A 24915-nucleotide genomic window follows, 5' to 3' on the forward strand; every position below is an offset into this window, starting at 1 on the left:
GGGAAGTAAGAAGATGCTTTTCTCTAACCCTTCTCTGACTGCTCACCTCTCGTTTCTTGATTCTTATCCCTTACCTCTTACTTCTTATCTTTTTATAACGATAATTCGAGGAATACGATCGTGACCAAGATGGCTCCCGCACTGCCCATCGAAGTGGATGCCGAGACCGGCGTCTGGACCACTGATGCGCTGCCCATGCTCTACGTGCCGCGGCACTTCTTCATCAATAACCATATCGCCGTGGAAGAGGCCCTGGGCGCCGACAAGTACGCCGAGATTCTCTATCAGGCCGGCTACAAGAGCGCCTGGCACTGGTGCGAAAAGGAGGCCGAGTGCCACGGCCTCGAGGGTGTGGAAGTCTTCGAGCACTACATGAAGCGCCTCTCCCAGCGCGGCTGGGGGCTGTTCATCACCGAAGAGATCGATCTCGACGCGGGTACCTGCCGCGTGCGTCTGGAGCACAGTGCCTTCGTCTATCAGATGGGCAAGGTAGGTCGCAAGATCGAATACATGTTCACCGGCTGGTTCGCCGGTGCCATGGACCAGATCCTCGCCGCCCGTGGCAGCGATCTGCGCACCGTCGCCGAGCAGACCCAGAGCGGCGCCGAGGAAGGCTGCGACGTTGGCATCTTCGTTACCCGTCCCGCCGCATTCTCGAACACCGCTCAGGGCTGAGGAGGCTTCATCATGGCATTCGACGCGATCTTCCAGCCGATCCAGATCGGCAATCTCACCATCCGTAACCGCGTGGTCAGCACCGCACACGCCGAAGTCCATGCGACCGACGGCGGCATGACCACCGATCGCTACGTCAAGTACTACGAAGAGAAGGCCAAGGGCGGCTGCGGCCTGTGCATCTGCGGCGGCTCCTCGGTGGTGTCCATCGATAGCCCCCAGGCCTGGTGGAGCTCGGTCAACTTGTCCACCGACCGCATCATCCCGCACTTCCAGAACCTGGCGGATGCCGTGCACAAGCATGGCGGCAAGATCATGATCCAGATTACCCACATGGGTCGCCGCTCGCGCTGGGACGGTTACAACTGGTCGACCCTGCTGTCGCCGTCCGGCATCCGGGAACCGGTTCATCGCTCCACGTGCAAGGCCATCGAGGAGGAGGATATCTGGCGCATCATCGGTGACTTCGCCCAGGCGGCGCGTCGGGCGAAGGAGGGTGGCCTGGACGGCGTCGAACTGTCCGCCGTCCACCAGCACCTGATCGACCAGTTCTGGAGCCCGCGGGTCAACAAGCGCACCGATCAGTGGGGTGGTAGCTTCGAGAATCGCATGCGCTTCGGCATGGAAGTGCTCAAGGCGGTGCGTGCCGAGGTCGGCGATGACTTCGTGGTCGGGATGCGCATCTGTGGCGATGAGTTCCATCCGGACGGTCTGTCACATGACGACATGAAGCAGATCGCCGCCTACTACGATGCCACCGGGCAGGTAGACTTCTTCGGCGTGGTTGGCTCTGGCTGCGACACCCACGATACCCTGGCCAACGTCATCCCCAACATGTCGTTCCCGCCCGAGCCGTTCCTGCACCTGGCGGCGGGCATCAAGGAAGTGGTCTCCGCACCGGTGATCCACGCCCAGAACATCAAGGACCCCAACCAGGCTGAGCGGATCCTCGAGGGTGGCTATGTGGACCTGGTAGGCATGACCCGGGCGCATATCGCCGACCCCCACCTGATCGCCAAGATCAAGATGGGCCAGGTCGATCAGATCAAGCAGTGCGTGGGTGCCAACTATTGCATCGACCGCCAGTATCAGGGCCTGGACGTACTGTGCATTCAGAACGCCGCCACGTCCCGCGAGTACATGGGCCTGCCGCATATCATCGAGCCCACCGAAGGCAAGAAGCGCAAGGTCGTGGTGGTCGGCGGTGGCCCCGCTGGCATGGAGGCAGCGCGAGTGGCCGCCGAGCGCGGCCATGACGTCACCCTGTTCGAAGCCGCCGAGGCGCTCGGCGGACAGATCACCACCGCCGCCAAGGCGCCTCAGCGCGATCAGATCGCCGGCATCACCCGCTGGTACCAGCTGGAGCTGGCGCGCCTAAACGTCGATCTGCGCTTGGGGACTCGTGCCGACGAGGCCACCATCAAGGACCTGCGTGCGGATATCGTGGTGGTGGCGACCGGCGGTCGGCCCTATCTGGACCAGTACCCCGAGTGGGGCTACTCCGAGAATCCCGAAGAGAGCCTGGTGGTCAGCACCTGGGACGTGCTCAACGGCCGTGTCGAGCCGGGCAAGAACGTGCTGATCTACGATGCCTTGTGCGAGTTTGCCGGCATGTCCGCGGCCGATTACCTGGCCGACAAAGGCGCCAAGGTCGAGATTGTGACCGACGACATCAAGCCCGGTGCGGCGGTGGGCGGCACCACCTTCCCGACCTATTACCGCAGCCTCTACCAGAAGGAGGTGATCATGACCTCCGACCTGATGCTGCACAAGGTCTATCGCGAGGGCGACTCGCTGGTAGCGGTGCTCGAGAACGAGTACACCGGCACTCAAGAGGAGCGTGTGGTCGACCAGGTGGTGGTCGAGAACGGCGTGCGCCCGGACGAGGGGCTCTACTTCGAGTTGAAGCATCAGTCCCGCAACAAGGGCCAGATCGACCTGGAGGCGCTGTATGACATCAAGCCGCAGCCCTGTCTGAGCGAAGACGGTGACGGGTTCCTGCTGTTCCGCCTGGGTGACTGCACGGCACCGCGCAACACTCATGCGGCGATCTACGACGCCCTGCGCCTCTGCAAGGACTTTTAACCCCTAGCTGGAAGCCTGAAGCTTGAAGCTGGAAGGAAAACCCGCGCTTTTCGCCCTTTCTTCCAGCTTCCGGCTTTCAGCTTCCAGCTCGCCGATGAGGTGAGCGAGATGCTCGATACCTTACTTCCGATCCTGATCTTCGCCGCGCTGGGGCTGGCGGCGATCGGTGCCGTCCGGCGCGTGCGCCTGTGGCGCCAGGGCCGCCCCTCGCCGGTGCCGGTGATAAAGGGACTGGCGGCCATGCCGCGTCGCTACCTGGTCGACCTGCACCACGTGGTCGGGCGCGACAAGGTGATGTCCAATACCCACGTGGCCACCGCCGGTGGCTTCGTCGCCGCGGCCGTGCTGATGATCCTGGTGCACGGCCTTGGCCTGGCCGCCGGCGTACTCGGTTGGGTACTGCTGGCCGCCAGTGCCACCATGTTCGTCGGCAGCTGCTTCGTGGCCCGCCGGCGCCGCCATCCGCCGTCGCGGCTTTCCAAGGGCCCGTGGATGCGGCTGCCCAAGAGTCTGATGGCCTTCTCGCTGAGCGTGTTCGCCATCACCTTGCCCGCCGTGGGCCTGCTGCCCGAAGACTTCGGCAGCTGGATCCTGGCGCTGGCGCTCTGTGCCGTGCTGGTCTGGGGCCTTGGCGAGATGGTTTTCGGCATGGCCTGGGGCGGGCCGATGAAGCATGCCTTCGCCGGCGCCCTGCACCTGGCCTTCCACCGTCGCGCCGAGCGCTTTTCCACGAAAGGGGGGGAGGGTAACCGCTCGACTGGCCTCAAGGCCCTGAACCTGGACGACGAGAGCGCCACTCTAGGCGTCGAGAAGCCCAGCGACTTCACCTGGAACCAGCTGCTTGGCTTCGATGCCTGCGTGCAGTGCGGCCGCTGTGAAGCCATGTGCCCGGCCTTCGCCGCCGGCCAGCCGCTCAATCCCAAGAAGCTGATCCAGGACATGGTGGTCGGCATGGCCGGCGGTAGCGATGCCGCCTACGCCGGCAGCCCCTATCCGGGCAAGCCGGTGGGCGAGCACCAGGGCACGCCCCAAGGGCCGATCGTGGCCCGTGACGGCAAGGCCCTGGTGGACGCCGAGACCCTGTGGTCCTGTACCACCTGCCGCGCCTGCGTCGAGGAATGCCCGATGATGATCGAGCACGTCGATGCCATCGTCGACATGCGTCGCTTCCTGACCCTCGAGCATGGCAATACCCCCAACAAGGGCGCCGAGGTGCTCGACAATCTGATCGCCACCGACAACCCCGGCGGCTTCGATCCTGGCGCGCGGATGCACTGGGCGGCCGACCTGGAGCTGCCGCTGATGGCCGATCGCGGCGAGGCCGAGGTGCTGCTGTGGCTGGGTGATGGCGCCTACGACATGCGCAACCAGCGTACCCTGCGTTCGCTGGTCAAGGTGCTGCGCGCCGCCGACGTGGACTTCGCAGTGCTCGGCAACGAGGAGCGCGACAGCGGCGACGTGGCCCGTCGTCTGGGCGACGAAGCGACGTTCCAGAGCCTGGCGAAGCGCAACATCGCCACCCTCTCGAAGTATCGCTTTCAGCGCATTGTCACCTGTGACCCGCACAGCTTCCACGTGCTCGGCAACGAGTATGGCGAGCTGGGGGCCCCCGGGATGCCGGCCCAGTACGAAGTGCGCCACCACAGCACCTACATCGCCGAGCTGTTCGAGGCCGGTCGGCTGCACGTCAAGCCCTGGAAGGGCGGCGGCGTGACCTATCACGATCCCTGCTACCTGGGCCGCTACAACGGCGAGTACGAGGCACCGCGAAATGTGCTCAAGGCGCTGGGCATCGAGGTCGCCGAGATGGAACGCTCCGGCTTCCGTTCCCGCTGCTGCGGCGGCGGCGGCGGCGCGCCGATCACCGATATCCCCGGCGAGCGTCGGATTCCCGACATGCGCATGAACGACGTGGGCGAGACCGGTGCCGAGCTGGTGGCGGTGGGTTGCCCGCAGTGCACCGCCATGCTCGAGGGAGTGGTCGACGCCACCGCCGAGGTGCGCGACATCGCCGAACTGGTCGCAGTAGCGCTGACCGAGGCGCCCGCCGGTGCGGACCGGCAATCATCGAGTCGGCCCCAGGCCGTGGAGGTGGCGTGATGAGCGATATCGTCCGTCGTGATCCGCGCAAGGAATGGATCGCCCGTAACCGGCTACACCCGCAGCATCTGGACGTCTTGAGCGAGCTAGGCCAGGGGGCTGCCAGCGAGTGGCTGGGGCCTGCGGGCATCGTCCGCAAGAACCCGCACGCCGTGGGCTTCATGGGCCCCAATGGCATCAAGCGCATCGATCGTAGCGGCGTTCAACAGGGCGCCGTTGGTGGCAGCAGGGGCGCAGCCTCGGCTGCCCAGAGCAAGCCGCTGGTCGAGATCGAATCGCCGGCTTTCCTGGTCACGGTGGTGCCGGACATGTCCGGCGGCCGCCTCTCGAGTCACGACCGCGACCTGCTGGGCCTGGCCAGGCAACTGGCCGATGCCGATCCGAATGCCCGGGGGGCAGTGATGGCGGTGGTCTTCGGTGGGTATCACCGCGAGGGAGACGGCGAGCTGAAAGAGGATAGTTTCGGTGAGGCCGGCGTCGACCGCCTGCTGATCCTCGACGATTCCCGCTTTGACGGCTTCGCTCCGGAAGCACGCCTCGGCGCGCTGCTGGCCGTGGAAGAGGCCTGGTCGCCGCGCCACTGGCTGGTGCCGGATTCCAAGCTCGGTGGCGCCGACCTGGGTCGTCGCCTGGCGGCCCGGCTCGGCGAGCGCCCGGCTACCGGCGTGTGGCAGATCGAGCCCGATGCGAATGCCGAGCTCGGCTGGCAGTGTCTCGCGCGCGGTGCGGCGGCCACCATCGACATCCGCCGACCGCTGTCACGGGTCGCCCTGGCACTCGCGGAGTGCGCCGAGCCGGTCGACGACAACCGTTACGCGGCGGAGGCCATTGGCCTGCCCCAGGCGCTGCCGTCTCCGATCTCGCGCATCGAAGACCTGGGCCAGGTGCCGGTGGATCCGGCCGGCGTGGCGCTGGCCGAGGCCGAGTTCATCCTCTCTGCCGGCAACGGCGTGCGCGACTGGGACGGCTTCCACGCCGCGGCCGAGGTGCTTGGTGCGACGGAAGGGGCCTCGCGGGTCGCGGTCGACGATGGCTTCATGCCGCGCGATCGCCAAGTGGGGGCCACCGGCACCTGGGTCACTGCTCGCGTCTACGTGGCGGTGGGCATCAGCGGCGCCATCCAGCACCTGCAGGGAATCCAGACCTGCGACAAGGTGGTGGCGATCAACATGGATTCCGGCTGCGACATGATCAAGCGCGCCGACCTGGCAGTGATTGCCGATTCGGCCAAGGTGCTCGAGGCGTTGGTCGAGCTGGTGAAGCAGCAACGAGAGGAGCAGCGCGATGCGGCCTGAACCGAACAAGATCGAGCCCCTGGAGATCACCGTGCTGGTCTCCGTGGGGCGTCATCCCACCACCGGTCGCGCGCGCCGCGCCGACCAGGATGCCCGGGCGGTGGAGCTGGCCCGCGGCGTGGCCGACGCCCGGGTTCAGCTGCTGCATGCCGGCGGCAAGGAAGCGGACAGTGAGTCGGCCCTGCGCGGTTACCTGGGCATGGGCTTCGACGCCCTGACACTGGTCGAGCAGCCCGAGGGTGCCGATACGCTGCCTGCACTCGCCGAGGCTCTCCGCGAAGCGCCGCCTCAGCTGGTGATTACCGGTGAACGTGCCGAACAGGGCGAGGGCTCCGGCCTGCTGCCCTACCTGCTGGCCGAGCGCCTGGGCTGGCCGGTGGTCAGTGGGTTGGCGGCGGTGGAGAGCGTCGAAAATGGCGTCGCCACCCTGCTGCAGGCGCTGCCACGCGGCCAGCGCCGTCGCCTCAAGGTGCGCCTGCCAGCCATCGTGACCGTCGATGGTGCGGCGCCGGCGCCCCGTCAGAGCGCCTTCGGGCCGGCGCGGCGTGGCCATCTGGCCGCGGTGCCGAGCGGCGTGACCGTGGATGAGGCCTGGGCGAGCTGGGAGACCCAGCCGGCCCGCAAGCGACCCAAGCGCCTGAAGATCGTCAAGGCCGCTTCGGCCCGCGACCGCTTCAAGGCCGCGGCTGCCAAGGCCGAGGGCGGCGGCGGTCAGGTGCTCACTGACGTCACCGCGGAGCAGGGCGCCGAGGCGATCCTCAAGCTGCTGAAGGAGGAAGGCGTGCTGCGCTGAGGGCGATGCCGCCTGGTGCAGCGCCAGGCATGCCGCTTAGTCTGGCAAGCGAATGTTGTCCCGGCCTCTTGGCCGGGATTTTTTTATCTTCGCAGGGCAGGTCGATGAGCGAAAACACGGCTAGCGGAGTGCTACGGTATATTAATAGTTTTTAGCTATTGGTAGCGTTGATAATTCGGTTAATTGGTGTTTTGTACGATATTTCCTACGTTCGCTTGATTAGCCAAGTCCTATATCGTTAATGGGATTTCTGTTACCCTCCTGCGCTCGGCTTCGCTGCGCTATCTCTCTTCGAGCCTCTGTCGTATCCCCCCAATCGGTGAGTCGCCTCATGGCAAAGCAACAGGACGCAACGGACTTGCAGCTCTCGCTCCGTGCCTGCAAGGGATCATTTCTTTCCGTGGGCTTCTTCAGCATGTTCGTGAACCTGCTGATGCTTGTTCCGCCTCTCTATATGCTGCAGGTCTACGATCGTGTCATTACCTCACGCAGCGAGGAAACCTTGCTCGTGTTGACGTTGGTCGTCGTGTTCCTGTTCATGGTAATGGGAGGGCTCGAGCTGGTGCGTTCGCGCATCCTGGTGCGCGTCGGAAACCGGCTCGATACCAGTCTCAATAGCAGGCTCTACAGTGCCATGTTCCGGCGTAGCGTCGTGGCTCCGGGGCGCCAATCGGCCCAGCCGCTCAATGATCTTACCAATCTTCGCCAGTTCCTCACCGGAAATGGCTTGTTCGCCTTCTTCGATGCCCCCTGGGTTCCCATCTATATTGGCGTGCTCTGTTTATTCCATATCTGGCTCGGTGTCTTTGCCCTGTGTGCCGGTATCATTCTTTTGTCATTGGCCATCGCCAACGAGATGGCCACGAAAGGGCTGCTTGCCGAAGCGAGCAATGAGAGCATCAAGTCACAAGAGCTTGCCAACTCTAACCTTCGCAATGCCGAAGTACTGCATGCCATGGGCATGCTGCCCAATATCATGGGGCGTTGGGCGGAAAAACATTACACATACCTGGCCAAACAGTCCCAGGCGAGCGACCGGGCCGGCGCTCTTACCAATGCATCGAAAGTACTGCGCATGTTGTTCCAGTCGATGATTCTCGGCTTGGGGGCCCTGCTGGTGCTGCAAGGTGAAATGACGCCAGGGATGATGATTGCCGGCTCTATCATCATGGGGAGGGCTCTGGCCCCTATCGACCAGATGATCGGAAGCTGGAAAGGGTTCGTCGGTGCCCGAGGGGCCTATGAGCGTCTTAATGAACTCTTGACCCAGATCCCCGAGGAGCAGCGTCGAATGTCACTGCCCGCTCCCGATGGGCACCTGGCGATCGAAACCGTCGCGGCGGCTCCCCCCGGGGCGCGCATGGCGACCATCAGGGGCATCAATTTCGAGGTGCCTCGCGGCGAGCACATCGGCATCATCGGCCCCAGCGCCGCCGGCAAGTCGACCCTGGCTCGTGTCCTGCTGGGCATCTGGCCTACCCAGGTTGGCAATGTGCGGCTGGACGGCGCCGATATTCATCACTTCAACCGTGATGAGCTCGGACCGCATATCGGCTACCTGCCCCAGGATATCGAGCTGTTCGATGGCTCGGTCAGCGAGAACATTGCGCGCTTCGGCGAGATCGATTCGAAGAAGGTCGTGACGGCAGCGAAGAAGGCAGGCGTGCATGAGATGATTCTCGAGCTGCCTAACGGCTACGACACGCAAATCTCGGCCTCCAGCGGCGCCTTGTCGGGCGGTCAGCGTCAGCGCGTCGGCCTGGCGAGAGCCCTGTACGGAGCCCCCGTCCTGGTCGTACTGGATGAGCCCAACTCCAACCTGGATGACGCCGGCGAGAAGGCGCTCTCCGAGGCCATTGCCCAGCTCAAGGCCGAGGGAACGACCCTGATGGTCATCAGTCATCGCACCAGCATCCTCAAGAACATGGACAAGTTGCTGGTGATGAAAGAAGGGCAGGTCAGCATGTTCGGCCCTCGAGACCAAGTGTTGGCACAGTTTGCCAAGACGTCGCCCCAACGACGTGTGGCGTCGGGAAACAATCATCGCCTTGCCTCCGTGGGTGGGGGTAAGCGCCCTGGTGAATCCGAGAATGGCAGCGAGGAGCAACGGTAATGGCGGCCGAGCGAGAGGATAGCCAAGCAGGGAAACTTCCGAGCATCGATATCACCCCGGGCTCTCAAACCCTGGAAGGAGAGGCCGTCGAGAAGCTGCCCACCAGCGACAGGAAAGTCAGGCGCTGGGGGCTGGTGATATTGCTGGTGGCGTTTGGCGGTTTCGGCACCTGGGCGCTGACCGCCAAACTCGCTGTCGCCGTGGTGGCACCGGGCAGCGTCTCTATCGAATCGTTCAAGCGCACCGTGCAGCATCTCGAAGGCGGTATCGTCCGCGACATCCTGGTGAAGGATGGGGACCATGTCGAGGCGGGGGATGCGCTTGTGATCCTGAGTGACACCCAGGCGCGTGCCCAACTGGACATTTTTCGTGCCCAGTACCTTATCAATCGTGCCATGGAAGTGCGCCTGCTGGCCGAGCAGGGTGGTGACGACAGCCTGAGCTTTCCCGAGGAGTTGACCGAAAGTGGCCTGGAGCGTGTCCAGGAAGTACTGGCGGTACAGCGTAGCTTGTTCATGTCACGACGTGAGTCGCTCAACAGCACTTTGGCGTCTCTGGATGAGCAGGCCAACCAGATGCGTGATCAGATCGAGGGGCTCGAGGCCCAGATCTCGGTGAATCTCAGGCGTATCGCCTCACTGCGTTCCGAAGCGGAGGATTTCCGCTCATTGTTCCGTGAGGGGTTGGGCGACAATCAGCGCCTGCGAGAGCTGGAGCGACAAATCCTCGAGTATGAAGGTCAGGTGGCTCGTTCCAGGTCCGAGGTGGCTCGCTTGAAGTCCCAGATCAGCGAGAATCAGGTCCAGAAGGAAGTGCGTCGCCAGGAGTATCAGTCCGAGGTTGGCGAGCAGTTGCGCAACGCCCAGGCCAAGATTGCAGAATCCGAAGAACAGATTACCTCGTTGACCGACCAGGTGAATCGTACCACGGTGACCGCCCCGGTATCCGGGACGGTCGTTGGTCTCAAGGTGCACTCTCAGGGGGCTGTCATCCGTTCGGGGGACCCGATCATGGATGTCGTTCCCAGCGGGGATGGTTTTGTCGTTGAGGTCAGAATACCGAATCGCGATATCGATCATATCTTCATCGGGCAGCCCGCCGATATACGCTTTTCGGCCTTCAATCAGCGCTTGACCGACGAGATCTCGGGAGAAGTCACCTATATCAGCGCTGACAGCTTCGAGGACGAGGCTACGGGCCAGCAGTACTACAAGGGGCGCGTCAAGGTAACGGATGAAGGTCGGAAGGACATGACCGAGCAGATGAAACTGCTGTCGGGAATGCCCGCCGAAGTCATGATTCGTACCGGTGATCGAACCTTTGCTAGTTACATTGCCAAGCCCATCACTGACATGCTTGCCAGGGCGATGCGAGAGGAGTAAGGACATGCGCAGGATGGCGCACTCGAGAAGGAAATGGCCGAGCAGACGCTGGTCGGCGGCATGTGGACTGTCGGTGATGGGCGTGACGTTCTCTACCTTGCTGTGGGCAGCTGACGAGGCAACGGATGTGTCATTCCCGGATCAGCTTGCGCAGCAGGCACCGGCGCCATCGGTTGTCGATCTGCCGAGACTGCCAGAACTGTTCGTGCTTGCCCTGGAGAACGATAGCGACCTGGCGAGCCAGCGCTATGAGCTGCAGGCCACCCAGGAAGAAGTGGATAAGGCGTGGTCCCAGCTAAAGCCACAGGTCAGCGCCTCCGGGGGGTATACCTACCAGGAAAGCGATAATTACTACACGGACAATCCCGACTATGACCCCAGCAGCGAGTTCAGGTCCAGCGACGACGAGGCTCGTTATGAAGGTCAAACACGGGATGTCAATTGGCAGGTGAGCCTGAGCCAGTCACTGTTCAGCGTTGAGCGCTGGCGCGGTGTCGACAAGGCCGAGAGCCAGGTCGAGGCAGCACGCCTGCAAGTGGCCGTGGGAGAGAACAAGCTGGCCATGTCAGTGGTCGAGGCCTATCTCAACGCTTTTCTCGCCTCGCGCAAGGTCGGGCTGCTCGAGGCCAAGCGTGAGTCGCTGTCTCTGCAGCATCGTCAGGCATCCCGCTCCTTTGAGTTGGGAGTGGGAGACCGGCTCAATGTGCTCGAATCCCAGTCCCGCCTCGACCAGGCCGTGGCGGACCGTATTCAAGCCGAGAACGAGCTTGAGGACGCCCTTGGCGAGCTCGAGCGTTTGACGGGGCAGCGCTTGGCCTTCGGGCAGTCACTGGGAGATCTGCGCTCGGTCGAGCTGTCCGAGGTGCCGGGAAACTTGGACGAATGGCTAACGCGAACCACTGACAATCTCGAAGTCATGCTGGCCAGTCGGCGACTGGGGCTGGCCGATGCGGATACCGACGTGCGTCGTGGGGGCTATTACCCTGAGGTGTCATTGAACCTCAGCTATTCGGATCGCGACTCGAATGATCCTTATCGTGTGAGCAAGGATGGACGTGCCAGTGTCCAGCTCGACATGCCGCTCTATCGCGGCGGCTACACCAGCGCCAACGTGCGGCAGGGGGAACTGTCATCGCTGGCTCGGGAAGCCTCTTTGACCAATGCCCGCCGATTGGCACGCCAGCAGGTAAGGGAAAGCGTGAGGAATATTGCAGGCAGCCGTCGTCAGCTCAACGCATTGGGGAAATCCATCGATTCCAGCCGGCTGTTTCTGGAAGCGGCAGAAAAAGGCGAGCAGCTTGGGCTGCGCGACCTGGTCGACGTTCTGGATGCCAGGGCCGAGCTCTATGACTTGAGAATTCAGTACGTCGACACCGTGCGAGAGTCCCTTCTCGAGCGCTTGAAGCTCGAAGTGGCCGTGGGTGATCTGGGTTCTGATGATCTCGTGCGCACGATGATGACGCTGCAGGCCATGGCGCGAACATCTGAGCAAGATGGCTGATGCACGCTGTGACTCGACGGTCGCAGTGCATCGCTATCGCGACTCGATAGGCGATTGGAGCGCATGAGTACGACTTCCAGCGATTGGTTGCGACGTCTGATGCGCTGCTTCGATGCCGGCATTGCCATGCTGGTGGCGGCGGGGGTGCTGATCTCGATGCCCGGTCTGGACCATGCCCATGGCATCGAGTATCCGCTGCTGATCCTGGTGGGGGGATTGCTGCTGCCTGCCTGCGGAGAGCTTCTGGGCCTCTACGAGCCCTGGCGTGGGCGTAGCCTTTTCACCATGCTGGGGATCTATACGCTCAGCTGGCTGCTGGCCATCGTGCTGCTCAGCGTCTTTCTCGTCATCACCCAGAGTTCGCCTATCTTTTCACGTGGCTGGATGCTGGCCTCCTCGCTGTCCGTGCTGGGGCTCGGTTGCCTGCTGCGTGCCGGGCTCTATGCCTATCTTCGCTCGCTGCGGGCCCGGGGCTATAACCTCAAGCGGGTTCTGGTCATCGGGCGAGCCGGAAATATCGAGCGAGTGCAGCGGCATCTCGCAGCGCTGCCCTATATCGGTTATCGCATCAGTCACGTCGTGACCGACATGCCGGAAGGAGACATCCTGAGCCGCGTCAAGCAGCTGGTCGCCCAGAGCGTCTTCCGGCGGGACTATGATGAAATCTGGTTGACTTACCCCCTTACCGAAGGCGAGACCGTCAAATCCATTGCCGGCGAGCTGTTCTCCGTGCCGGTGAACCTACGCTACTTTCCGGATCTCTCCGACGTGCGACTGCTGAATCACCGTGTCGCGAAAGTGGCGGACATGTATTCCCTGGACCTCAATGTCAGCCCGCTCAATGGGCCGATGCGCTGGATCAAGGCGCTGGAGGATCGGCTTCTGGGGCTCTTGATGTTCCTGCTTTTTCTTCCCGTGATGGTGATCATCGCCGCCTTGGTGCGTTGGAAAATGGGCGCGCCTGTTTTGTTCAAGCAGTATCGTCATGGCCTGGATGGGAAGCGTTTTCGCATTTACAAGTTCCGCACCATGCGCCCCCACGGTTCAGAGGGGAGCACTTGCCAGGCCGTTGATGGCGATCCCCGCATCACGCGGCTGGGACACTTCTTGCGCCAGACGAGCCTCGACGAGTTGCCCCAGCTCTACAATGTACTGCAAGGGAGAATGTCGCTCGTGGGGCCGCGGCCACATGCCATGGATCATAACGACCACTACAAGGACGTGATCGAAGTCTATATGCAACGGCATCGGGTCAAGCCGGGCATGACAGGCTGGGCCCAGGTCAACGGGCTGCGTGGCATCACCGAGGATATCGAGCTGATGCGGCGCCGAGTGGAATATGACCTTTACTACATTGATAATTGGTCATTGGGCCTCGACCTCAAGATTCTCGTCATGACCCCGACGCGGGGGTTCATTAATCGGCAGCCATAGGACCGACATGACCGCTGTGGTGGTGGGGGGCAGCATCACCAGGACGGGGCGTGTGTCTTGCGTCATGGGCCGCTGCCATCTCATGAACTGAGGTGGTATCATTCTGCGCCATTCCGACGCAGTGCTCGCGGCACGCTCAGGGTCGCCGCGGGAGTGCTGAGAACCAGGTGCAGAGAGCGCACATACGACGCTCTGTCACGGAGGACGCATGCTAAGGCCCGTCATTCTGTCCGGAGGCTCAGGGTCTCGTCTCTGGCCAGTGTCCCGCGAACACTACCCCAAGCAGTTTCTGAAACTGAACTCTGAGCGCCATAGCCTGCTGCAGGAAACGGTCTTGCGCCTGGGAGGCATCGATGGCTGTGCTTCGCCGTTGGTGGTCTGCAACGATGAACATCGATTCCTGGTCGCCGAGCAGCTGCAGACGGCTGGTGTGCCGGCCACGACTATCCTGCTGGAACCCCTCGGGCGAAATACCGCGCCGGCGCTGGCTCTGGCCTGCATGACGGCCCTCGAGGATGACGATGACGCGAGCCTGCTGGTCATGCCGGCCGACCATGTCATCGAGGATCATGTCGCTTTTGCCGAGGCGGTAGCGAAGGGAAGAGAGCTCGTGGCGCAAGGTCAACTCGTGACCTTCGGCATCGAGCCGTCTTCGCCGCACACCGGGTATGGCTATATTCGTCGCGGGACAGCGCTTGGCTCAGGCTTCCAGGTGGATGTCTTTGTCGAGAAGCCGGACATCGAGCGTGCGCGTGCCTATCTGGTCAGTGGCGATTATCTCTGGAATAGCGGCATCTTCCTGGTCGGGGCCCGACATTATTTGCAAGAGCTGTCAGAACATGCACCCGATATCCTCGAGCACTGTCAGGCGGCTTATGATGGGCGCAGGGAAGACATGGATTTCCTGCGTATCGATCCACGGCCTTTCACCGAGTGCCGCAGTGAATCCATCGATTATGCGGTCATGGAGCATACCCGGACGGCCGCCGTCGTGCCCATGGACCCCGGCTGGAGTGATATCGGCTCCTGGGATGCGATACATGATCTCAAGCGTCGCGGAGCCGGCGAAGACGGCAATGCGGTTCATGGTGACGTGCTGCTTCACGACTCGACGGGCAATCTGGTGCGCAGCGAGTCGCGCCTGGTAGCAGGTGTTGGCGTGAAGGATCTGGTGATCGTGGAAACTGCAGATGCCGTGCTGGTGGCCAACCGCGAGCATGCCCAGGAGACCAAGCAGATCGTCAGCGCTCTGAAGGCGGCGGGGCGAGCGGAGTTCCAGTCCCATCAGAGCGTCTATCGGCCATGGGGCCATTATCGTGCACTGGTTAGCTGCGAAGGCTTTCAGGTCAAGGAAATCGTGGTCAAGCCCGGTGGACGACTCTCCCTGCAGATGCATCATCACCGGGCGGAGCATTGGGTGGTGGTCGCTGGTACGGCTAGGGTCACGCTTGGCGGTGGCCACGGTGATAGCGAGTCCATGCGCAGCTTCTTGCTCAGCGAGGATGAGTCGACCTATATCCCGCTCGGCACATTGCACCGTCTCGAAAACCCTGGCTTGATCCCCTTGCGTTTGATCGAGGTACAGACCGGCGTTTATCTGGGGGAAGACGATATCGTCCGATTCGATGATATCTATGGGCGGACGCCGACTGGCGTGTCACATGAAGGGTGAGGTCGACTCTCTGGCCGCACTTCGATGCTGGGGGCAGGGGCGTCGTGTTGCGATCGTGCATGATTGGCTGGTGGTGCAGGGAGGAGCCGAGAAGGTGCTGGACGCCCTGCTCGAGGCCTTCCCTCAGGCAGAGATATTCACCCTGGTGGATTTTCTGCCCGCAGGTCAGCGTGGGCGCATCGCCCGCCACAGGGTGAACACCGGCTTGATCCAGCGCCTGCCGATGGCTCGCCGGCATTACCGGCACTATCTCCCCTGGATGCCCTATGCCATCGAACAGTTCGACCTGAGTGAGTTCGATCTGGTCATTTCATCCAGTCACTGCGTGGCCAAGGGCGTCGTTACCCATCCCGGCCAGTGCCATGTCTGCTACTGCCATACTCCGATGCGCTACGCATGGGACATGAAGGAAGCTTATCTGCATGATGCCGCCTTCTCGGCACCGCTTGAGTGGTACCTGAGGCGGGTGCTCAAGCGGCTTCGCCAGTGGGATCACTTTACGGCCAGTCAGGTAGATCATTTCATCGCCAATTCCACCAATGTGGCGGGCCGTATTCGCAAATACTATCGGCGCGATGCCACCGTGATTCATCCGCCTGTGGATCTCGAATCCATGTCCTTTCATGACGGGCCGCGTGATGATTACTACCTGGCGGCGTCACGGTTGGTGCCTTACAAACGGCTGGACTTGATCGTTGAGGCGTTTCGCGCCGATGGTAAACGACGCCTCAAGGTCATCGGCGATGGCCCGGAGCGCAAGAAGCTCGAACGCTTGGCCGGCGGCGCCAGGAACATCGAGCTGCTGGGCTTTCAGCCGAACGAGATGCTCAAGCATTTGATGGCAAATGCCAAGGGCTTTGTCTTCGCTGCCGATGAGGATTTCGGAATCCTGCCGCTTGAGGCTCAGGCCTGCGGCACGCCGGTGATTGCCTATGGAGGCGGTGGCGCCTGTGAGACGGTTCTCGGGCCGGAACACGGTGAGGCGTCTACCGGTATCTTCTTCGACTCCCAGACGGTCGATGCCCTTCTCCTGGCCTTGTCTCGCTTCGAGAGTACTTCCATTTCTCCGCTTGCCTGCCGCCAGCAGGCCGAGCGGTTTGGCCGAGATGCCTTCTGGCGGCAATGGGAAGACTGCCTGCAGCACGTTTTCTCCGTTGAGGCCAAGGCATGAATGTCATCGTCAACCTGCAGCCACTGCTGTCACCTCTGACCGGTATTGGACACTACACTCGTGAGCTGACGAACGAGCTTCTTCGGCGTCAGGCAACGGAGGGCGATTCGGAGCTGATGCTGGAAGGGCTTACCGGTTCGAAGCGAGAGCGACTGTCCTGCCAACACCCTCTGTTGCTCGAAGCATCAGACACGTCACACCGCGACTCGTCGGCGGAGCCAGGAGGCAGCAAGGCCTGGCAGTTTGCCCGTCGTTATCTGCGAAACCCGCTGACTCGAAGGGCATATCGTTGGCTATACACGCAACGGCTAAAGCATGGCGGTGCACAGCAACATGCTCTTTACTGGGAGCCGAACTATATTCTGCTGCCCTGGAGAGGGCGCAGTGTCGTGACTGTCCACGACCTCTCTCACGAGCGATATCCTGAGTGTCATCCGGCCGAGCGCGTGGCATTCTTCAACCGTCATCTCCCGGCGAGCCTGGAGCGTGCTACCCGAATCAACGTGGTCTCGCAGTTCACGGCCAACGAGCTCAGGGACTTGCATGATATAGACGCCGAACGTATCGATATCGTGCCGCCAGCCGTCGCCGATCGCTTTTGCACTGCCCCAGTGGCGAGTGAAGAGGTGGCGCTGCAAGAACGCTATCGGCTTCCGGCACGCTATCTGCTCAGCGTCGGCACGCTTGAGCCGCGCAAGAACCTGGCGCGGGTGCTCGAAGCCTATGCCAGCCTTCCGCGCGAGCAGCAGCGGCTTACACCACTGCTGCTGGCGGGCATGCCGGGTTGGGGAGAGCAATGCTGGTCTGCCTCGGTGCAGAGAGCTTTCGACGCGGGCACCATCCGGCGTCTGGGCTATGTACCCTCGAACGATCTGCCCGGCCTGTATGCGCTGGCCAGCGGGTTCGTCTATGTCTCGCTTTACGAAGGCTTTGGCATGCCGGTGCTCGAGGCCATGGCCGCAGGTACTCCGGTGCTGACCGCCAGCGTGACGGCTACGGCCGAAGTATCCGCGGGCGCTGGCATCGAGGTGGATCCGCTGAACATGGAAGCCATTCGCCACGGCCTGGAGCAGCTGCTCGAGGATGACCATGCCCATCGGATCTCTCTCGGAAGAGAGCGTGCCTCCTGCTTCAGCTGGTCTCGCTCCGCCGATGATTTGCTCGCATCTTTTCACCACGCCATGGAAAGCTGACGTTATGTATCAACGCCTGCGGGCCATTCGCCACAGCATGCCGCTGATCCTGCACCTTAGTCGCCAGGATCTGGTCGAGCGTCATACCGGCTCCTTGCTGGGAGCCGCCTGGACGTTCGTTTCTCCACTGGTCAACATCCTGGTCTTCGTGCTGGTGTTCTCCAGCATCATGGGGGCCAAGCTGGAGGGCTTCGGTGTCGAGATCGACCACTATGCCTACAGCATCTACCTGATCTGCGGCATGCTCGCCTGGATTGCCTTCGCCAACAGCCTTGGTCGTATCACCAATCTGTTCAAGGACCAGGGGCATCTGGTCACCAAGGTCAATGTCTCGCTGCTTGCGCTTCCTCTCTCCGTGCTGCTGACGGAAACCGTCGTATACCTCATCGGCATGGGCTTTTTCATCGGCTTCCTGCTGCTGGTGGACTTCCCGCTGTCGGCCTACTGGTTTGCCGTGCCGGCCATCTACGGCCTCCAGTGCCTGTTCGTTTACGCCATTGGCCTGACGCTGGCGGTTCTGGCCGTCTATCTCAAGGACATCAAGGAAGTGGTAGCGGTGGTCTTGCAGGTCTGGTTCTGGGTAACGCCCATCGTCTATGTGGTCGATATCCTGCCGGGTTGGGTACAGCGCGGCATGCAGTTCAATCCCTTCTTCGTGCTGGTCGATGCGTATCGCGGCCTGATCATGCGACAGCAACTGCCCGAACTCCTGCCCCTCGCGCTGCTTTCGCTGGGCGTGCTCGGCCTGCTGGCCCTGGCACTGTGGCTGATCGGTCGTACCGAGCGCGATCTTCGCGACTGTCTCTAAGGTGTAGCGATGATTCAGATCGAAGAGCTCAACAAGACCTTCAAGCTGTTCCACCGGCCTGCCGACCGTCTGCTCGAGGTGGTGACCGGTCGCATGCGTCACGATACTTACCACGCGCTGAAGGACATCAGCTTCTCGGTGGCACCTGGAGAGGTGCTGGGCGTGCTGGGTCGTAACGGCGCCGGCAAGTCGACCCTGCTCAAACTGCTCACCGGCGTGCTGATGCCCGACAGCGGTAGCATCCATGTCGACGGGCGCGTCACCGGCCTGCTGGAGCTGGGTACCGGTTTCAATCCCGAACTCACCGGCCTGCAGAACATCACCGCCAACGCTCTCATGCTGGGCATGACCCATCAGGAAATCGACAGCCGTCGCCAGGCGATCATCGAATTCTCCGAGCTTGGCGGTTACATCGACGAGCCGCTGCGTACCTACTCCTCCGGCATGGCCATGCGGCTGGCGTTCTCCGTTGCCATCCACGCCGACCCGCGCTGCTTTCTCGTCGATGAAGCACTCTCGGTAGGAGACGGTTACTTCCAGCAGAAATGCATGAAACGCATTCGCGAGTTCAAGCAGAGTGGCGGCTCCATCTTGTTCGTCTCCCACGATCTGAATGCCGTCAAGATGCTCTGCGATCGTGCCATCGTGCTGGAAGACGGGCGTGTTTCCTTCGACGGTGACGCCGACGATGCGGTCAATCGATACAACCGCATCATGGCGCGTCAGGCCGAGGAAGAGGAAGGAAGACACCTGGAGCGTGATCAGGGGGCCTATGGTACCGGTGAGGTGGCCGTGATCGATGGCCGTGCGGTCGGGGACGACAGTGCCAGCAATATGATCGCCAGCGGCGAGTGGCTGAGCATCGAGCTCGAACTGCAAGCTCGTGACACGCTCGACGACGTTACTCTGGGCGTGATGCTGCGTGATCGCTTCGGCCAGGACATCTTCGGTGCCAACAGCTATCAGCTCGGACAGACACTGTGTCTTGCTGCCGGCGAGCAGCGTCGTGTACGCCTGCGTCTGCGAGCCGACATTGCCCCCGGCAAGTACACCGTCACCGTGGCTCTGCACAGTCGGGAACATCATCTGGACGACTGCTACTGGTGGTGCGACAGCTACCTGCAGTTCGAGGTGGCTGGCTTCAAGGAGCATCTCTTTTCCGGTGTCTGCCGGCTGCCGCTGAGTATGGATGCCGCGCCAGCCGATGAGCTCGACGCATCAGCCGTGTCCCGTGAATACCAGGAGCCGCATAGATGACCCAGACCTTTGACGATATCGACAGCCTGGTGGCGCGGCTCAAGGCCGTGGCGCGTCAGCACGAACAGCATCCCGGGCAAGAACCGCCGGCCTTTGCCTGTCGCGAACGGCTCGGTCAGTTGCTCGAGGAGCGCCAGGACGTCGTGGACGTTCAGGATCCGCTTCATCCGCGCTTTGAGGAACTGTTCGCGGCCAGCCTGAGCGACGAGCGCTTTCTGGATAGAGCGTATCGTCTCCTGATGGGGCGTCCGGTTGACGGTGATGGTTTCCAGCACTATCGAGCCCGGCTGCCGCATGTCGGACGCCTGTATGTGCTGGGAGAGCTGCTTTGCGCCGCAGAGGCGCAAGCCTACCTCTCGCGCCAGGGGGTAGCCGTGCCGCGTCGTGGACTCCTCACGCTACCTTTTCGCGTGGTGGGGCGCCTGGGCTCCCTTGGTCGCGTGCTGCGTCTGCCCATGCGTCTGGTCTATCGCCTGGTGGCGATTCTGCTGCGGCCCCGGCTGCGGTTGCTGGAACGGATATGCCGCCTGGAGTCACGTGAGCGATGGCATGCCAGTCAGCTGCACGAGGTGCTGCTTGAGCTTGATGGTGAGCTCAGCCGTCATGATGAAGCGATCGAGCAACACGAGGCGCGGCTGGGGGAACTGAGTCATCAGGCGCAGGAAGACGGGCAACGGCTGGCCGAGCAGGAGCGTATCCAGCCGGCGCTGTGGAGCGCCTTGCACCATCATCGACGTGCCGTCGAGCGTCTCCTGGATTCCCCGTCGCCCGCCGCGCCGCAGGAGGATCGAGCCGAGGCATGGCAGCAGCAGCTGTTTGACGCCTATTACCTCGCCTTCGAGGACGCCTGTCGCGGCAGTGAAGAGCAGATTCGTCGGCACCTGCTGAACTACCAGCCCCAGCTCGATACCGCTCGGCAGATGGGTACCCGGGCGCTGGATCTCGGCTGTGGGCGAGGGGAGTGGCTCGCCCTGCTCGCCGAGCAGGGGTTCGAGTCGCATGGCGTCGACCTCAATATCGCCATGGTCGAGCACTGTCGTGAGCACGGCCTCGAGGTCATGCATGCCGATATTCTGGCCGCGTTGCGACAGCAGCCCGACGACAGCCACGCGCTGGTCAGCGCCTTTCACATCGCTGAGCATCTGCCCTTCGAAGTGCTTTATGCCATGGTCGACGAAGCTCGTCGTGTGCTGGCCCCCGGGGGGGTACTCATCATCGAGACGCCCAATCCCGAAAACCTGCTGGTGGGCAGCCACACCTTCTATCACGACCCGACCCACCGCAACCCGCTCACTCCCACTGCCATGCACTTCCTGCTCGACTACCATGGCTTCGGCGAGGTTGAGGTGCGGCGCTTCAACCCCTATCCCGAGAGTGCCAAGGTGGCGGGTGATGATCCGCTTACCGACCGGATCAACGGCCATTTTTGTGGTCCGCAGGACTTTGCCGTGGTCGGCCGGAAGGTCGCCGTGACCCAGCCGGAGGAGCTCGGCGACGCAAGTCGCGAGGAGTGCCTGGATGAACCCGGCCAACAGGACGACGCTCTGGCAGTGAACGCCGCATCGGACGAGGAGCGCCCGTGAGAATCCTGCTCAACGCCACTCTAGTGCCTTTCATGCGCGGTGGGGCCGATTACCACATCGAGGGTGTTGCCCGTGCGCTGCGTGAACATGGGCACGAGGTCGAGCTGCTGCGGCTGCCGTTTCGCTTCAGCCCGGAGGCCGATATCCAGGCGCTGATGCACTACGTGGACACCCTCGACATGAGTGCCCCCAACGGCGTGGCCATCGACCGCGCGATCAGCCTGCAATTCCCCGCCTGGGGCATCGCCCATCCGCACCACACCGTCTGGGTGATGCATCAGCATCGTGCCTGCTACGAGCTGTGGAACGACGACGAGGCCAACGACGACCAGCGAGCCCTGCGCAAGGCGGTCCGAGATTTCGATGCTCGTCACCTGGGGCGCGTGCAACGCCTGTTCGCCAATTCACGGCGCGTAGCAGAGCGTCTGCAGCACTACAATGGCCTGTCCGCCGAGCCGCTCTATCATCCGCCACACGGTGCCGAGCGCTTCCGCTGCGACGACGATTGGGGCTATGTGTTCTGCCCCAGCCGGCTCGAGAGCCTCAAGCGCCAGGACCTGCTGATCGAGGCCGCTCGTCACCTCACCTCGCCGGCACGCATCATCATTGCCGGCGAGGGGGGGCAGCGCGAACGCTATCAGCGGCTGATCGAACGGCATGGCCTCGATCATCGGGTGCGCCTGGTCGGGCGCTTCAGCGAAGCCGAGAAGTTCGCCTTGTATGCCAACGCCATGGCGGTCTTCTTCGGCCCCTTCGACGAAGACTACGGCTACATCACCCTGGAGGCCATGCTGGCCGGCAAGCCGGTAATCACCTGCACCGACAGCGGTGGCCCGCTGGAATTCGTCACCGATGACGAGACCGGCTGGGTGGTCGACCCTGATCCCCGTGCCATCGCCGATGCCATCGATCGCGCCTGGGCCGATCGCGCCCGCACCGCCGAGATGGGTCGCGCTGGACAGGCCGCCTATCATCGCGCCGGTATCGGCTGGAACAGCGTGGTGACACGCCTGCTGGGCGAGGAGGGCGGAGCATGAAAATCGCCCTGGTCGCGCCCAGCGGGGTGCCCTTCGCCGTGGGCGGCGCCGAGAAGCTCTGGTGGGGGCTGCTGCATCACACCAATCAGCTCAGTGGCCATCAGATGGAGCTGATCAAGTTGCCCAGCCCCGAGCGCAACTTCACCGAGCTGATCGCCAGCTATCGGCGTTTCAGTGAGCTTGATCTCAGCCACTTCGATCGGGTGATCTCCACCAAGTACCCGGCCTGGATGATCGAACATCCCGATCACCATCTCTATCTCCAGCATACCCTGCGCGGGCTCTACGACACTTATCCCTGGCCCGATCGCGCCGGGGCGGATCCTTTTTCGGCCGGTGCCTGGCCCGGCGAGCGCGGGCAGCGCACCATCGGCTGGTTGTGTCATCATCCGCTGCTCCGGCGCCTGCGCCGCATACTGTCGGCTCGCCCCGAGCGCGCTCAGCTACCCGAATTGTTCGATACGCTCGAGGTGCTGCTGCATGGCCCCTGGCTGCCCGAAGCCGCCCGGGAGGGCCTCTTCGGTTTTCCCGGGCCACTCAGCCGAGCGGTGATTCATCACCTTGATGCCATCGCCCTGGCACCCGGGGCCATCGCCCGTTACAGCGCCATCTCGCGCAACGTCACCCGACGTGTCGATTACTTCCCGCGTGGCGTGCCGATCAAGGTAATTCACCACCCTTCCGATTTGCCGCCTTTCGCGGTAGAGGTAGAAACAAAGGCAGAGGAGGAGCGGGCACCCCGCGACTACCTGTTTACCGTCAGCCGACTCGATGGCCCCAAGCGACTCGATCTGCTGCTGAGCGCCTTTCTCGCCACCGACGTGGATCTGGAACTGCGCATTGCCGGCACCGGCCCCATGGAGGCCGAACTCAAGGCCCTGGCGGGCGACGATCCTCGCGTGCGGTTCCTGGGCTTCGTGCGCGACAGCGAAGTGATCGAGCAGTATCGCCATGCCCTGGCCGTGCCCTTCCTGCCCTACGACGAGGACTACGGGCTGATCACCGTGGAGGCCATGGGCGCCGGCAAGCCGGTACTCACCTGCCGCGACACCGGCGGGGTCAACGAGTTCGTGCGCCATGGCGAGACCGGCTGGAGTGTCGCCCCCGAGCCCGAGGCCCTGGCCGGGGCCATTCGTGAGCTGGCCGGAGACCGCGAACGTACTCGAGCCATGGGCGTGGCGGCCAGAGAGGCCGTGGCGCATGTTACCTGGCCCGATACCGTGCGTGAATTGATCGGCGACACGGCCGGAGCAGACACTCGAGAAGATGACGGTGACGATGCTCGCTTTCCCGTCGTGAGCGGCATCGGGGCGGGCGAGCACTGGCTGGTGCTCAATACCTTTCCCGTCTATCCGCCGATGGGCGGCGGGCAGAATCGCATGTTTCACCTCTACCGCCATGTGGCCAGCGAGCTTGGCGTGAAGGTCACGCTGCTGGTGCTGGCGCCTCACGGCAGCGAGGAGCGGTGTCGCGAGATTGCTCCCGGGCTGATCGAACATCGCATTCCGCTGAGTGCCGCCCAGTACCGCGACCAGCAGTCGCTCGCCGCGGCGCTCGAGGCCTCGGTGGACGATATCGCCGCCATCGAGGGCTGGCGCCAGAACTCGCGTTTCATCGCCGTGCTGCGGCAGTACGCCGCCACGGCGACGCTCGGCGTGTGCGCGCATCCCTACCTGGTGCACGCCCTGCGCGAACATGTCACCTGTCCCTGGTGGTACGAGTCGCATAACGTCGAAGCCGATCTCAAGCGGACGATTCTCGAGGAGGCCCTGCAGCGGGGCGCCTCGGAGGCCGAACAGGCGATTGCCCGAGTGGACGAGGCCGAACGGCTCGCCTGCACGGCCAGCGAGCAGATCCTTGCCTGCGCCGAAGGCGATCTGTCCCTCTTTCGCGAGCGACATGGCCTGAGCGTCGACAAGGGGCGCGTGGTGCCCAACTGCGCCGACCTGGAGCGCCTGCCCTGCATCGACATGGCCATGCGCCAGCGCTGGCAGGCGCGGCTGCAGCAGCACCGGCCAGTGGCGCTGTTCCTGGGCAGCTGGCACGGCCCCAATCTGGACGCCGCCGAGTTCATCTGCCGGGAGATGGCGCCGGCCTGCCCCGAGGTCGTCTTCTACCTTGCCGGCAGCCTCTGCGACCATCCGGCGTTTCAGCATCTTCCGCCCAACGTGCGTGGCCTGGGGCGTGTCAGCGACGCCGAGCTGTCGGTGCTGCTGTCCAGCGTCGACGTAGCGCTCAACCCCATGGCCTCAGGATCGGGCAGCAATCTCAAGATGCTCGATTACACCGCCAGTGGCGTGCCGGTACTGACCACCTCCTTCGGCAACCGCGGCCTGGGGTTCACCGCCGAGGAAGTCTGGCTGGCCGAACTGCCGCAGTTCGGTGAGGCGCTGCGTAGGCTGCTCGCAACGCCCGAGGCTGATCGCCAGCGCCGCATCCAGGCGGCCCGGAGGCGCACCGAGGACGCCTTCAGCTGGCCATCGGCCATCGCCGCTACTCTGTCACCCTGAGCCGCCTCTCGGCCTCCGTGCTCGCATCAGCGTCATGAAGGCCGAGTGACCATGCGACGGCGCCCACGGCGGCCTGCTTCACCCCTGGTTCATCCCTCTCTATTTCCTGCCGTTCTGCCTGCACCGCGATGGCTAGCGACGCCATCGCGTTGCCGCTGCGCGATTCCGCGCAGCAGCCCGCGTTCGGCCGTTGATTCGCCCCGCCGGCTCCAGGGGCGGCCATGGGGCTTTCGGCTTCACCCTCCTGAGATCGTCTGGTCCTGGGTCGCTCCCGTTCCTCCGCGAGTCGTATGTAGCCGCCACGTC

Annotated in this window: 17 protein-coding genes; all 17 read left to right on the top strand. The window is 63.1% G+C overall.

Annotation, left to right across the window (positions count from 1 at the left end; genetic code table 11):
• Nucleotides 1-120 precede the first annotated feature (120 nt).
• The 17 genes from ACGTN6_RS05395 (at nt 121) to ACGTN6_RS05475 (ending at nt 24609) form a co-directional block, all read left to right on the top strand.
• Complete coding sequence (locus ACGTN6_RS05395) at nt 121-675, top strand: DUF5943 domain-containing protein (RefSeq protein ID WP_394590267.1); 555 nt, start codon at nt 121-123, stop codon at nt 673-675.
• Between the two features lie 12 nt (nt 676-687).
• Complete coding sequence (gene dgcA, locus ACGTN6_RS05400; RefSeq protein WP_394590268.1) at nt 688-2760, top strand: dimethylglycine demethylation protein DgcA; 2073 nt, start codon at nt 688-690, stop codon at nt 2758-2760.
• 108 nt (nt 2761-2868) lie between these two features.
• Nucleotides 2869-4860, top strand: a complete 1992-nt coding sequence (locus ACGTN6_RS05405) for a (Fe-S)-binding protein (protein ID WP_394590269.1) — start codon at nt 2869-2871, stop codon at nt 4858-4860.
• The gene (etfA, locus tag ACGTN6_RS05410; RefSeq protein ID WP_394590270.1) at nt 4860-6155 is read left to right on the top strand and encodes an electron transfer flavoprotein subunit alpha; all 1296 of its coding nucleotides are present in this window, start codon (nt 4860-4862) and stop codon (nt 6153-6155) included. Before ACGTN6_RS05405 ends, etfA begins: the two co-directional genes overlap by 1 nt.
• Complete coding sequence (gene etfB, locus ACGTN6_RS05415) at nt 6145-6948, top strand: electron transfer flavoprotein subunit beta (protein ID WP_394590271.1); 804 nt, start codon at nt 6145-6147, stop codon at nt 6946-6948. Before etfA ends, etfB begins: the two co-directional genes overlap by 11 nt.
• 331 nt (nt 6949-7279) lie before the next feature.
• The gene (locus ACGTN6_RS05420) at nt 7280-9061 is read left to right on the top strand and encodes a type I secretion system permease/ATPase (protein ID WP_394590272.1); all 1782 of its coding nucleotides are present in this window, start codon (nt 7280-7282) and stop codon (nt 9059-9061) included.
• Entirely contained in the window at nt 9061-10443 is a 1383-nt protein-coding gene (locus ACGTN6_RS05425; RefSeq protein ID WP_394590273.1) for an HlyD family type I secretion periplasmic adaptor subunit, read from the top strand. Before ACGTN6_RS05420 ends, ACGTN6_RS05425 begins: the two co-directional genes overlap by 1 nt.
• Nucleotides 10444-10519: 76 nt before the next feature.
• Nucleotides 10520-11944 carry a TolC family outer membrane protein gene (locus ACGTN6_RS05430; protein ID WP_394590274.1) on the top strand — a complete coding sequence of 475 codons (1425 nt, stop codon included), beginning with the start codon at nt 10520-10522 and terminating at the stop codon, nt 11942-11944.
• A 63-nt stretch (nt 11945-12007) separates the two neighbouring features.
• Nucleotides 12008-13378 (top strand): undecaprenyl-phosphate glucose phosphotransferase, encoded by a 1371-nt coding sequence (locus ACGTN6_RS05435; RefSeq protein ID WP_394590275.1) that lies wholly within the window; start codon nt 12008-12010, stop codon nt 13376-13378.
• 208 nt (nt 13379-13586) lie between these two features.
• Nucleotides 13587-15050, top strand: coding sequence for a mannose-1-phosphate guanylyltransferase/mannose-6-phosphate isomerase (locus ACGTN6_RS05440; RefSeq protein ID WP_394590276.1), 1464 nt, complete (start codon nt 13587-13589; stop codon nt 15048-15050).
• Nucleotides 15040-16221 (top strand): glycosyltransferase, encoded by a 1182-nt coding sequence (locus tag ACGTN6_RS05445; RefSeq protein ID WP_394590277.1) that lies wholly within the window; start codon nt 15040-15042, stop codon nt 16219-16221. The genes ACGTN6_RS05440 and ACGTN6_RS05445 overlap by 11 nt, the downstream gene beginning before the upstream one ends.
• The gene (locus ACGTN6_RS05450; protein ID WP_394590278.1) at nt 16218-17414 is read left to right on the top strand and encodes a glycosyltransferase family 4 protein; all 1197 of its coding nucleotides are present in this window, start codon (nt 16218-16220) and stop codon (nt 17412-17414) included. Before ACGTN6_RS05445 ends, ACGTN6_RS05450 begins: the two co-directional genes overlap by 4 nt.
• 4 nt (nt 17415-17418) lie before the next feature.
• Nucleotides 17419-18222, top strand: a complete 804-nt coding sequence (locus tag ACGTN6_RS05455; protein ID WP_394590279.1) for an ABC transporter permease — start codon at nt 17419-17421, stop codon at nt 18220-18222.
• 9 nt (nt 18223-18231) lie between these two features.
• Nucleotides 18232-19479: an ABC transporter ATP-binding protein gene (locus ACGTN6_RS05460; RefSeq protein WP_394590280.1), complete on the top strand. Its 1248-nt coding sequence runs from the start codon at nt 18232-18234 to the stop codon at nt 19477-19479.
• The gene (locus ACGTN6_RS05465) at nt 19476-21062 is read left to right on the top strand and encodes a class I SAM-dependent methyltransferase (protein WP_394590281.1); all 1587 of its coding nucleotides are present in this window, start codon (nt 19476-19478) and stop codon (nt 21060-21062) included. Before ACGTN6_RS05460 ends, ACGTN6_RS05465 begins: the two co-directional genes overlap by 4 nt.
• Nucleotides 21059-22099, top strand: coding sequence for a glycosyltransferase family 4 protein (locus ACGTN6_RS05470; protein WP_394590282.1), 1041 nt, complete (start codon nt 21059-21061; stop codon nt 22097-22099). The genes ACGTN6_RS05465 and ACGTN6_RS05470 overlap by 4 nt, the downstream gene beginning before the upstream one ends.
• Entirely contained in the window at nt 22096-24609 is a 2514-nt protein-coding gene (locus ACGTN6_RS05475) for a glycosyltransferase family 4 protein (RefSeq protein WP_394590283.1), read from the top strand. Before ACGTN6_RS05470 ends, ACGTN6_RS05475 begins: the two co-directional genes overlap by 4 nt.
• The last annotated feature ends 306 nt before the right edge of the window (nt 24610-24915 follow it).

Origin of the sequence: Halomonas sp. B23F22_20 (assembly GCF_043496985.1) — a bacterium.
GTDB lineage: Bacteria > Pseudomonadota > Gammaproteobacteria > Pseudomonadales > Halomonadaceae > Halomonas.